This window comes from Asaia lannensis NBRC 102526, from assembly GCF_024054035.1.
Lineage (GTDB): Bacteria > Pseudomonadota > Alphaproteobacteria > Acetobacterales > Acetobacteraceae > Asaia > Asaia lannensis.
This window is the reverse complement of sequence record NZ_JAMXQU010000001.1, coordinates 298,249-309,536: the sequence shown is the minus strand read 5'-3', so window position 1 is coordinate 309,536 and position 11,288 is coordinate 298,249. Positions and strand designations below refer to the sequence as shown.

At 60.2% G+C, this 11,288-nt stretch carries 12 protein-coding genes; 8 read left to right on the top strand and 4 right to left on the bottom strand.

Going from position 1 to position 11,288, the window contains the following annotated elements; genetic code table 11:
• Nucleotides 1–24: 24 nt before the first annotated feature.
• The 3 genes from NF685_RS01390 to NF685_RS01380 all read left to right on the top strand — a co-directional run bounded on the left by NF685_RS01390 (nt 25) and on the right by NF685_RS01380 (nt 3,345).
• Nucleotides 25–753, top strand: a complete 729-nt coding sequence (locus NF685_RS01390; protein WP_252848283.1) for an SDR family oxidoreductase — start codon at nt 25–27, stop codon at nt 751–753.
• Between the two features lie 233 nt (nt 754–986).
• The gene (locus NF685_RS01385) at nt 987–2,276 is read left to right on the top strand and encodes a PepSY-associated TM helix domain-containing protein (protein WP_252848282.1); all 1,290 of its coding nucleotides are present in this window, start codon (nt 987–989) and stop codon (nt 2,274–2,276) included.
• Nucleotides 2,277–2,484: 208 nt separating this feature from the next.
• Complete coding sequence (locus tag NF685_RS01380; RefSeq protein WP_252848281.1) at nt 2,485–3,345, top strand: glucose 1-dehydrogenase; 861 nt, start codon at nt 2,485–2,487, stop codon at nt 3,343–3,345.
• A 110-nt stretch (nt 3,346–3,455) separates the two neighbouring features.
• Here NF685_RS01380 and NF685_RS01375 read toward each other — a convergent pair whose 3' ends face one another.
• Both NF685_RS01375 and NF685_RS01370 read right to left on the bottom strand, forming a co-directional pair.
• A complete protein-coding gene (locus tag NF685_RS01375; protein WP_252848280.1) occupies nt 3,456–4,316 on the bottom strand; it encodes a sugar phosphate isomerase/epimerase family protein in 861 nt (286 codons plus the stop codon).
• Nucleotides 4,313–5,122 carry an alpha/beta fold hydrolase gene (locus NF685_RS01370; protein ID WP_222546504.1) on the bottom strand — a complete coding sequence of 270 codons (810 nt, stop codon included), beginning with the start codon at nt 5,120–5,122 and terminating at the stop codon, nt 4,313–4,315. The genes NF685_RS01375 and NF685_RS01370 overlap by 4 nt, the downstream gene beginning before the upstream one ends.
• A 222-nt stretch (nt 5,123–5,344) precedes the next feature.
• On the opposite strand from NF685_RS01370, the gene NF685_RS01365 reads away from it, so the two are divergent.
• Nucleotides 5,345–5,551: a DUF2256 domain-containing protein gene (locus NF685_RS01365; RefSeq protein WP_252848279.1), complete on the top strand. Its 207-nt coding sequence runs from the start codon at nt 5,345–5,347 to the stop codon at nt 5,549–5,551.
• 204 nt (nt 5,552–5,755) lie between these two features.
• On the opposite strand, the gene rpsI is transcribed toward NF685_RS01365, so the two are convergent.
• Nucleotides 5,756–6,241 carry a 30S ribosomal protein S9 gene (gene rpsI, locus NF685_RS01360; RefSeq protein WP_222546502.1) on the bottom strand — a complete coding sequence of 162 codons (486 nt, stop codon included), beginning with the start codon at nt 6,239–6,241 and terminating at the stop codon, nt 5,756–5,758.
• Between the two features lie 5 nt (nt 6,242–6,246).
• The gene (rplM, locus tag NF685_RS01355) at nt 6,247–6,723 is read right to left on the bottom strand and encodes a 50S ribosomal protein L13 (RefSeq protein ID WP_222546501.1); all 477 of its coding nucleotides are present in this window, start codon (nt 6,721–6,723) and stop codon (nt 6,247–6,249) included.
• Nucleotides 6,724–6,957: 234 nt separating this feature from the next.
• Between rplM and NF685_RS01350 the strand changes: the two genes are divergently transcribed.
• Genes NF685_RS01350 through NF685_RS01335 form a run of 4 tightly spaced genes read left to right on the top strand, consistent with a single transcriptional unit; the run spans nt 6,958 to nt 11,276 of the window.
• Entirely contained in the window at nt 6,958–8,379 is a 1,422-nt protein-coding gene (locus tag NF685_RS01350) for a hypothetical protein (RefSeq protein ID WP_252848278.1), read from the top strand.
• A 2-nt stretch (nt 8,380–8,381) separates the two neighbouring features.
• The gene (locus tag NF685_RS01345; protein WP_252848277.1) at nt 8,382–9,281 is read left to right on the top strand and encodes an SDR family oxidoreductase; all 900 of its coding nucleotides are present in this window, start codon (nt 8,382–8,384) and stop codon (nt 9,279–9,281) included.
• Nucleotides 9,278–9,763 (top strand): hypothetical protein, encoded by a 486-nt coding sequence (locus NF685_RS01340; protein ID WP_252848276.1) that lies wholly within the window; start codon nt 9,278–9,280, stop codon nt 9,761–9,763. Before NF685_RS01345 ends, NF685_RS01340 begins: the two co-directional genes overlap by 4 nt.
• A 43-nt stretch (nt 9,764–9,806) precedes the next feature.
• Nucleotides 9,807–11,276, top strand: a complete 1,470-nt coding sequence (locus NF685_RS01335) for a phosphomannomutase (protein ID WP_456304477.1) — start codon at nt 9,807–9,809, stop codon at nt 11,274–11,276.
• The last annotated feature ends 12 nt before the right edge of the window (nt 11,277–11,288 follow it).

Below are 11,288 nucleotides of genomic sequence, written 5' to 3'. Positions count from 1 at the left end.
GTCGGACAGGTAAGGTATGCAAGCATGTCGCTTCCTCTTCAGGACAAAATTGCCGCAGTAACGGGTGGGGCTTCCGGTATCGGTCTGGAATGCGTCCGCCATCTCATCAATGCCGGCGCCGTGGTCTATGTTCTCGACCGCGACAAGGGAGCCATGGAAAAGGCACGCGCCGAGCTGGGCGACAAGCTGCACGGCGTTGAGGTCGACCTCTTCCGTCATGCCAGCATCCAGCAGGCTGTCGACACCATCCTGGCCGAGCAGGGCCGCCTGGACATCATGTTTGCCAATGCCGGCTCCTATGTCGGTGGCAATGCATGGGAAGGCGATCCGGATGTCTGGGATCGCATGCTGAACCTCAACATCAATGCGGCTTTCCATTCGGCACGTGTTGCCATGGTGCCCATGATCAAGCAGGGCAGCGGCGACATCATCATCACCAGCTCTGTCGCAGGCGTCGTGCCCATCGTGGCCGAACCGATCTATACCGGATCGAAATACGCCGTGCAGGCCTTTACCCATACCTGCCGTCGCCAGCTGGCACCGCATGGCGTGCGCGTCGGCGCGATCCAGCCCGGCCCGGTCGTCACGCCGCTCATCAATGACTGGGACCCCGAGCGCCGCAAGGCCGCTCTCGAGGGTGGCGGCATGATGCAGCCTTCCGACGTCGCCGAAGCCCTGATCTTCATGCTGACGCGCCGCAAGGGGACGGTCGTTCGCGATCTGGTTCTGCTGCCGAACGGCTTTGACGTCTGAAGCAACCGAACATTCCTGTCCGGCCCAGGCTGGACAGGGCGAAACCGGAACCCCGCCCCTGTGGCGGGGTTTTTCGTTGAGAGGCGTCGATTCCGTTCTGGATAAGGAAGCACATGCCAAAGCGAAAACGGCGCTGCAACAGAGGGCAGTCTTTCCTTCGCGCAATCCTCAATGCGATTGACTATCACTTGCGCAACCTCTAGCCATGAAAGCACTCAAGCTCTCGTGACTGGATGGCGATCATCGTTACCGTGCCGGATTCTTCTAAGCGCCATGCCCTCCATGCGCGTGCCGGTCGCTCACGTCTCGACAGGGTTTTGTGGCCGCTCCGCCCGGGACGAAAAACCCTTCTTTCCCTGCACCGCTATATCGGTCTGGTTCTTGCGCCTCTGCTCGTCATCATCGGTCTGACCGGAAGCATCAGCGTCTTTCGTGTCGAGCTCGATCGCGCTCTCAATCCAGACCTTTTCACAACACGGCATCACGACAACCACCTGACCTTGTCGGATCTCGTCGCACGCCTCGAACGACAACACCCCGATCAGTCTGTCGTAGCACTGGAATACCGCCCCACGAGCCATGATACGGTTCATGCCTATCTCACCCCCTTCCACAATCGGGCGGGCAGCGCACTGCCCGATGAGATCTTTCTCGACCCATCCGATGGGCACGAGCTGGGTGGTCGTCTCAGCGAGGGGTGCTGCCTTGGGCGTCGTGCGCTTTTACCTTTCATCTACAGGGTTCATTATTCTCTGGCTGCCGGGCAGACCGGTCTCTGGATCCTTGGCATTGCCGCGCTGATCTGGAGCCTCGATTGTCTGAACGGGCTGATACTGACCCTGCCTCCTGTGACACCCCCATGGCGCCGGGCCTTCTGGCCGGGCTGGAAAACTTCATGGCAGATTTCTCGCCCACGTAACGCGCTACGCCTGTTTTTCGATCTGCACAGGGCATTGGGGCTCTGGCTCTGGCTGATTCTGCTTGGCATGGCCATCAGCGGCGTTGCACTCGCTCTGGGACCGCAGCTTTTTCAGCCGGTAATCCGCCATGTCTTCCCCATGGCTGCGCCACCCCCGATCCTTCCCCTGCCCGGCGGTCCGCATCGCCTGACGCTGGAAGATGCTGAGTCACGCGCCTATGCGCTCGTCTCCACGCGCGGCATAACGGCCCGTCCAGCCGCGCTTATCCTCACACACAGGCCCGATACGGCCCTGTTTTATCTCTTCAGCGAAACAGGACAGTTTCCGGCAGGGTTCGGGAGTCCGCTTGTCACGATCGATCTCGAAACGGGAGGGGCCACACAGACCATTGTCCCGCCTCAGGGACATCTGGGCGATATCATCCTGCAGATCCAGGATCCGTTTCATAGTGGTCGCCTCGCCGGGCTTGCGGGTCGTATCCTTGTCTGCGCCAGCGGAATAGTTACCGCCCTTCTTTCCATCACCGGCATTCTGATCTGGCAGCGCAAGAGACAGGCGCATCGACGCGCCATGCTCAAGGCAGAACGTCGCGGAAAAGCCTAGGCCGGCCCGGCCCTCAAAACCGCGTTGTCCCGCTTTTCGCTCGGCACGACGAAAACGACCGCGACCGTAAAGCCTGGCTTATGCCGCTTCCGAAGATCACGAACTCTTGAGATCAGTCGCGAAAAAGGAACAACATCGCACGTTCCGCTTTGCTCACAGGTCCGTGAAACTCGAATCCGTCAGGGTTCGCAGGCCTGGAGGCCCCGTTATGCCAGAGCAGATCCCACCCCAGTCGCAGTCCCATCAGCCCGGCGTGGAAAAGGACATGCGTCCGCTTGCGCTCCATATCAGGGAGAACTATCGCGGCAGCGGCAAGCTTGCGGGCAAAAAGGCGCTGATCAGCGGTGGCGATAGCGGCATCGGTCGCGCTGCGGCCCTGCATTTCGCGAGAGAAGGCGCCGATGTGGCCATTCTCTATCTCGAGGAACATGAGGATGCGCAGGAAACGGCAAGGCTTGTCGAGCAGGAAGGTGTCAAAGCCCTCGTGATTGCCGGTGACGTACGCTCAAGCGCCGTCTGCAATGACGCCGTGAAACAGACCGTGGATACGTTCGGCGGCCTGGATATCCTGATCAACAATGCCGGTTGGCAGGTCGTCAATGAAAACAGCGCCACCATTACCGATGACGAATGGCAGCGTCATATGGACACCAATATCAACGGCTATTTCTACCTCACACGTGCTGCACTGCCGCATCTGAAGAAAGGCAGCGCCATCGTCAACACATCGTCGATCAACGCCTATCGCGGCAGTGCGGGGCTTCTCGCCTACTCAACGACCAAGGCGGCCGAAATGGGTTTTACCCGCGCACTGGCGCTGGAACTGGTCTCGAAGGGCATAAGGGTCAATGCCGTGGCACCGGGCCCGGTCTGGACGCCCCTGCAACCGGCAAGCTGGGGTCCTGTCGACCCGGAGCAGGTTTCGGGTCTGGCCAGTTCGGTGCCGATGGATCGCTGTGGCGACCCGGCGGAACTGGGACCAGCCTATGTCTATCTGGCGAGTGAGGATGCTTCGTTCGTCACCGGCCAGACACTGCACGTCAATGGCGGCACCATTATCAACGGCTGATCTCCACCATCAGGATGAACCTGCTGTTCCGGAGCCGTGTTGCTCCGGAACAGCAGGCCGGTGGTATCCTGTCCAGTGCAAGGATCGGGCGCGGCACCCGATCCACACGATTAGTGTGGCATCGTGTCTTCCCAGGCCTGGGCAAGCCCGTTCCGACTATCGCGGATAACGTCGTTCAGATCGCGATCATAGAGACTGTCGGCAATATTCGACGAGAAGATTTCAAGCGTGCAGACGCCGCGATAGCCCGCATCGAACGTGGCGTGCAAAAGCACCCCGAGCGGGATGCTGCCGGTACCGGGCACCAGACGGTCCATACCCGACCGCGGGGTTCTCCAGTCGCTGGCCTGCACCACGAAGATACGCGATCCTGCACGCCTGATCGCCTCATCGCATGACGGTTGCTGCCAGATATTCCAGTAATCCAGGCAGAGACCGCACGCCTCATGACCGACAGCATCGATCAGATCGAGCGCCTGATCGATGGTCCAGATGGCCGTTTCGACATTGATCGATGTCGGATTGAGCGGCTCGATTGCCAATGTAACGCCGAGATCTGCCGCAAGTGGGGCAAGACGGCGCAGATAGCGCGCGGTCTCATCCAGGCAATGCTCCATATTTCCATCCGGGGCAGACCCCGTGTTCATCACGAAGGATGCGCCGGGGGCCAGTGGAGCCAACTTGCGCAGACTTGCCTCGAAAGCGGCAACACGCGCCTCCGCCCCTTCGGGCTGGGGTGCCATGGCACTACCGAAAACAGTGCGGATACGCGGCTGCACAGCGCTGATGGCAAGACCGGCTTCGCGCGCGGCGAGCATCTGCTGTGTGGCACGCTGCGGGTCGAGTTTGACCTCGCAAACCTCGATGGCATCGACATCCAGCGCCGCATAACGTGCAACGTCTTCCTCGAAAGACCAGGGCTGGGTCGTGAACTCATTGACCCCGAACCGAAAAGGAAAAGAAGCACTCATCGTGCAAGAAACGCGATAACGGCCGCGTTGAACTTCTCTGTCTCGTCGATGAACAGCATATGCGAGCTTTTCTCGAAGCGCAGAGCCTGACAGTTGGGCATATGCTCAGGCACCCAGCTCGGGCCTTCGGGCACCAGAACAGCGTCTTTCTCGGCGATCATCATGAGGGCCGGCAGTTCCAGATGCGGCAGAATGTCGCGCCAGTCATGTACGGTATGATCGGCCATCATGGCGGCGCGGGCATAAGCCGGGCTCATGGCCATTTCTGCCAGAAGCATGGAACGCTCTTCGTCCGACAGGGTCGAGGCACAGCAATCGGACAGGTTCTGCCTGTCGAAAGCCTCAGGTGTGAGAGTCAGCTGCTGGATGGTCTCTGCCAGTCCGGCCTGATCGTAACAGGCGGCATGACCGTATTTCCATTCCGCAGAGAAATACTGGCGCGGCGTCTGCTGGACAAAAATGGCGTCACGCAGTCGCGCCGTGCCAAAAAGTTCGAGATAGGACCAGATAATGGGACAGCCGATCGACCATCCGAGTACCGTGACGTCCTGCAGGTCGAGCGCCTCGAGCAGGTCGCGCAGATCGGCCGAAAGCCGGGCAATGCGATAGGAATGATCAGGCTTGTCGGATCTGCCATGACCGCGCAGGTCGAGCGTAATCACTCGGGCGTGGCGGGCGAGATCGGGCACATTGCGATGAAAAAACCGTCCCGAGAACGTCCAGCCATGGATCATGACCAGGGGGCGCCCTTCTCCCTGCTCTTCGTAATACAGCTTGGTACCGTCGCTTGCAGTGATATGGGGCATGGTTATTTCCTCGCGATTGCGTGATCGACATCGGGGTCTTTCGGCAAGCGCATGACATCGCCTCAGGTTCCCGAAGCCGAAATCGCGCGGTCTGTCGTGAGGAACGCAAATCTCATGCCGCGTTTAAGGAGAGTTCAAAACGGCGACACATGCCGGGCAGGGTACGATCCGTGAAAACACTTACCGGCCCAACTGGAACGCACGACTTGAAAGGGATGCAGAATGGCCAGAGGAAAAGGGCGCGTGGCGCCAAAGCCGGACAAGGCGAATCTGCCTGCAAAGCTTTGCCCTGTCTGCCATCGTCCGTTCATCTGGCGTCGCAAATGGGCGAGAGACTGGGATAGGGTCCGCTACTGCTCCGATAAATGCCGCAGACAGTCGGATAGCGCTCCTCATGCCACAGGTAGTGGCAGTCCTTCCGAGCGATAAAAAGCCCGACAAGGTTCCGGGCGCTAACTTTGAGAGGACGCCAGCTTTGAGAAGACCGTAACTTTGAGAAAACCCTGTACAGCAAACAGGATTGGCGCCGTGTAAATCGCGCTCGAAGACATGCACATAAAAAAACCCCGCCCTTTTGCAAAGGCGGGGTTCTTTCGAACGTCGATCCAGACGGGGCCAGAGGCCCCGTAGCAATCAGCGCTTCGAGAACTGGAAGGAACGACGTGCCTTGGCGCGGCCGTACTTCTTGCGCTCGACAACGCGGCTGTCGCGGGTCAGGAAGCCGGCAACCTTCAGAATGCCACGCAGAGCGGGGTCATAATGGGTCAGGGCGCGCGAAATGCCGTGACGCACCGCACCAGCCTGGCCGGACAGACCGCCGCCCTTGACCGTGCAATACACGTCGAACTGGTTGTAGCGGTCCGTCAGCAGGAAGGGCTGCGTGATCAGCATGCGCAGAACCGGACGAGCGAAATACGTCGTGACCGGACGGCCGTTGACGATGATGTCGCCCTTGCCAGGCTTGACCCAGACGCGAGCCGTGGCGTCCTTACGACGGCCCGTTGCATAGGAACGGCCCTGTGCGTCGCGCTTGACTTCGTGAACCGGGGCATCCTGCGTGGCAGGAGCGATACCGGCGAGATCCTGAAGCGTACCCGTGCGCTCTTGAGTTTCAGACATATCTCTCAGGCCTCGATCACGTTGAGGGTGTTCTTGCGGTTCATGGACGCAACATCCAGCTTCACCGGCTGCTGGCCTTCATGCGGATGCTGGGCGCCTGCATAGACATACAGGTGCTTCATCTGGGCGCGCTGCAGCGGGCCGCGCGTGATCATACGCTCGACAGCCTTCTCGATCACGCTGCCGGGGTTCTTGCCCTCGAGGCGCTGCGTGATGGTGCGCTCCTTGATGCCACCGGGATGACCCGTGTGGTAGTGGAACAGCTTCTGCCCCACCTTGTTGCCGGTCAGGACGATCTTCTCGGCGTTGATCACGACGATGTTGTCGCCGCAATCGACATGCGGGGTGTACTGGGGCTTGTGCTTGCCGCGCAGGCGGGTCGCGATGATGGTGGCGAGGCGGCCAAGAACGAGCCCTTCGGCGTCGATCAGGGTCCAGCCTTTCGTCACCTCTGCAGGCTTTAACGAAGGTGTGGTCTTCATGGTTCGGACTGATCCAGCAACATGTGTTGGTATTGGGGGCGCCTTATGGGGCGCTCCAGCCCCGAGGTCAAGCTTTTTCGACTCACGCACCCTGCCGACAAATGGCGGAAAACAGCCGTTTTTTGGCATAAGGTAACATAATACCGCACAAAATCAGCGCGACATTGTCCCTGTTGCAAAGCCGGACTAACATGCACCCAGTCGATTGAGGCAGTTTTGTGAGGATGATCTGACGTGAAGAGACCCTGGCTTGCTGCAGGCCTGTGCCTGGTTGTTGTCGGTCTTGGCACCATCGGCGTACGCCATGAATCCCGGGCCGAGTTGCAGCGCGCCCTTGCCAGCCTGCGCGCCAATCTTCCCCCCGATGCCCGCTTCGAATATGACCACGCCTATCCGCGTTTCTTCGCCCGCGGTGCCGGTTTCGATAATGCCCGGTTCATCCGGGGCGGGACCGTTCTGACCGCACGCGTACTGACAATCAGTAATCCGCAGGGCTATCTCTCGACCGGCCTCAGTGTTTCGCGCATTCATGCGCAGGGTGTGGAAATCAGGGGGGAGGTCGCAGGAAAAATCGACGATCTGACGATCGGCAAGCTGCTTCTTCCACCCGTCACGCGTGAGAAACATGACGTGACCGGCCTCCCCCCAGCCTCACAGCTCCATTTCCGTCATGGCCAGATTCATGGCGTTGCCCTGACCTCTGCCAGCGGCTGCACACTCACGATCCATGAGGCATCTCTCGATAATTACGGACACGATGACGGCAATGCGGGGAGCTTGCATGACGGTCATCTCCTCTGCGCCAAAGAGAGCGCCGTCGCCTACACGCTGGCTTCAGCCTTCCATCAACCAGCAGCCCCCCTGGGTATCGATGTCACCGATCTGCGTGAGAGCGGGATACGCTATGCGCGCTATGTCGGCTGGGCCGAGCAGTTCACAGGCGGCACACTGCCAGACCATGCTGCGCTTTTGTCGGATACGCTGGAGACGCCCGCCCGCACCGAAACAAAAGGGCTGGCTCTCTCCTTCCTCAATATGCGCCTGACTACGGACACGAGCGAAATGCACCGGTGGCAGGAGGGGAAATCCATCGAGACGCGCTCTGAAACACGTCATTCCATCCTCAGGATCGATCTCCCCGTCCTGCTCGCTCTCTCGCTCCCTCCCGTTACGCATATCGACACGGTCACCCAGACCATTTCCTTCGATACGGCCAGCCGTGTCGGAACGATTGCCTTCAACGCAACCACACCGAACTCCTTCGTTTTCGAAGGGCATATCGTTGTAAACAATCTCGAAAATTTTGACGGAGAGCATCTGCCCGCGCTCGTGGCGACAGATCTGACCTATCATGACGAAGGGGGCAATCTCGACGCGCTGCTCACGCGCATTGCGGCTCAGCGCAACCAGTCTCTTGGAGATCTCAAACAGGTCATCGTGCCTTCCATGACATTGCTGGCATTGAAGGTCCCGGGTTTGAGCGCCCTGCCGGAATTCATAAGCGCCCCGACCGGCAGAACGCTGACGCTGTCCTTTCATCCCCCCGTTCCTCTCGACAATCAGAACGTGATCGGACTGGTACAGCCTTTGCGGAAGGATCCTGCCATGGCGCAGGCCTGGTCGTCGCCTCCCATCCTTTCCACGACGCTGCACTGACCATGGCATCGCCGATCCACCTTGTCGGAGCCAGCGGACGCTCGGGTAAGGCCATCGCACGGGCACTTGCCGCACGCGGTGATACGGTCATCGCTGTCGTTCGCTCACCCGAAAAGCTCGATAGTGCCCAACGCGTCACAGCGCGCCAGGCCGATCTGGGTGATGCCTCCACTCTCGCTGCAGCCCTAGCGGACGCAGAGCGTATCGTCTCCACAGCTCATGCACGACACATCCCGGCCATTCTGGCAGCCGCACCAGAGCCAGCCAGCCTGATTGCCCTTGGCAGCACCCGTAAATTCACGCGCTGGCCCGATGACCATGGAAATGGCGTGCTTGCCGGAGAAGCCGCTCTGCTGGCTTCGGGCCGAAAGGGAATGATCCTGCACCCGACCATGATCTACGGTGCCCAGGGTGAGGATAACGTGCAGCGTCTTGCCTCTCTGCTACGCCGCCTGCCCCTCGTTCCCCTGCCGAATGGCGGTCGCTCCCTCGTACAGCCTGTTTATCAGGACGATGTGACACGCGCCGTTCTGGCCGCACTCGATCTGGCAGAAACAGGCGGGATAACCGGGCCCGAGGTCCTTGTCATTGCAGGCCCGAGAGCTGTGACCTATCGGCAGTTCATTGAAGCGATCCTCAGGGCGGCAGGATTGGGAACACGCTTTTTTCTGCCCGTGCCGGGCGTCGTTCTCGAAGCGCTGGCGCCCCTGGCCGCGAAGCTTCCCGGTTTTCCCGAGATCGGCCGCGCCGAAATACGCCGTCTGCTTGAGGACAAGGCTTTCCCGATCCAGCCCATGATGGAGCGTCTGGGCATCGTCCCGGTCGATCTCGATATCGGGCTCTCCCGTCTTTTTTCTCCGGTCTCTGACGAGGCCGCTTTACCCGCTGGAAATCATCCATGATCCGCTTGTCCAGATCCCTGTCGCACCTTGGAAGCCTCATGCTGGCTGTGGCCTCACTCGGTACGCTCGGAGGATGTACAAATCCGACAGGGCCGGTTTTCGGCGACTGGTACGGCTTCAACCCCCTGCCGACGCCACAGGGAAATACCTCGATCGAACTCGTACTGGACGGATCGCCGACAGCGACATCGGGCACATATCGCCTGCATCGTCAGTCTTTCTGGGCTGAGGACATGATGTTCAACAATGCCGCGACGCTCGACGGTAGCTGGACGCTCCGGGAATACACGGTCGATGGCAAGATCTGGCGTAACGTGTTCCTGACAGGACCGGAGCTGAATATCGCGCATTACGTGCTTTTGCCGAATGGCTATCTGACCCCCGCAACCGATCAGAACACGCCCGATATGGGCGCGAGCGGCTGGAATTGCTGCCGTCTTGCACCGCGTCCTCGCAACAGCTTCGGCTATGGCCGCGTCTGACCCTCCGTTTCCGCCCCTGCCTCTTTCAGAACTGATCCACTATATGACTATCGATGAATGGATGGCCCGCTCGGGTGTCGGTTTCGGAACCAGCGGCGCTCGCGGGCTCGTTACTTCGATGACCGATGCCGTATGCTTCGCCTATGTGCTCGGTTATCTCCAGCATCTTGCGAGCCTCGGCGAATTCGCACCCGGAAAACCTGTTGCACTGGCAGGCGATCTGCGCCCCAGCACGCCGCGCATTCTGCGTGCCTGCGCAGAAGCCGTCGTCTATGCCGGTGGCGTGCCGGTATTCTGCGGCTTCGTCCCGACGCCAGCCCTGTGTCTGCATGCCTATTCCAGGGCCATTCCTTCCCTGATGGTCACGGGCAGTCATATCCCGGCAGACCGTAACGGGATCAAGTTCAACCGGGCGACAGGCGAATTCCTGAAGGAAGACGAACCCGGAATGCGTGCCCAGCAGGTCGCGATACCGGAAGGACGATTCGACGGAGACGGTATGCTGATCGCTCCTGCCCCCCTGCCGGAGCCGATCGATGTGCTATCGCCCTATATCGCCCGATATCGCGATTTTTTCGGAGAACAGGCCCTTACAGGGCTCACACTCGGCGTCTACCAGCATTCCGCGGTCGGGCGCGATTGTCTGGTGTCCATACTTCAGGCGCTCGGTGCCGACGTCACGGCGCTGGCGCGATCCGATATATTCATGCCTGTCGACACAGAGGCCGTGCGCCCGGAAGATGCCGCCCTGGCCAGAGAATGGGCCGCGCTCGACCGGTACGACGCCATTCTGACGACTGACGGCGATTCGGATCGACCGCTTCTTGCCGATCGGCGCGGACAATGGCTGCGTGGAGACGTATTGGGCATTCTTGCGTCACGCCATCTGGGGGCCCAATCGGTCACAACGCCTGTCAACAGCAATACGGCTCTGGAGAAAGCCGGTTTTGCCCCTCGGATCCAGCGCACCCGCATCGGCTCTCCCTATGTTGTCGCAGGCATGACAGACGCAGCCCGAGCAGGATCCGCCCCTTCGGTCGGCTACGAAGCCAATGGCGGCTTTCTTCTCGCCTCACCCGTTTCGCTGGAAGACCGTCACCTCGATGCACTGCCGACGCGCGATGCCGTATTGCCCATGCTCTGCGCACTCGTCGCAGCACGTGCCCATGGCGGCGATCTTGCGGCTCTGACAGCGAGCCTGCCGTCACGCTATACACTGAGCGATCGCCTGTCCCCCCTACCAGGCGCCCGAAGCGCGGAGGAGATTACCGCTCTCAAGGAGGCCGTTGCAGTTACACCGGTTCTGGCGCCATTCTTGTCGTATAGTGGAGAGATTGCGACGATGGATGAAACGGATGGATTGCGACTGAGCTTTGCGAATGGCGACATCCTCCATTTCCGCCCCTCGGGAAACGCGCCAGAGCTGCGTGTCTATGTAGAATCGGACAGCCCGCAACAGGCCGAAAAGCTGCTCGCTACCGGTATGGCGTTCGTCACGCCCTGGCGTGATTGAGAGACGGGCTCT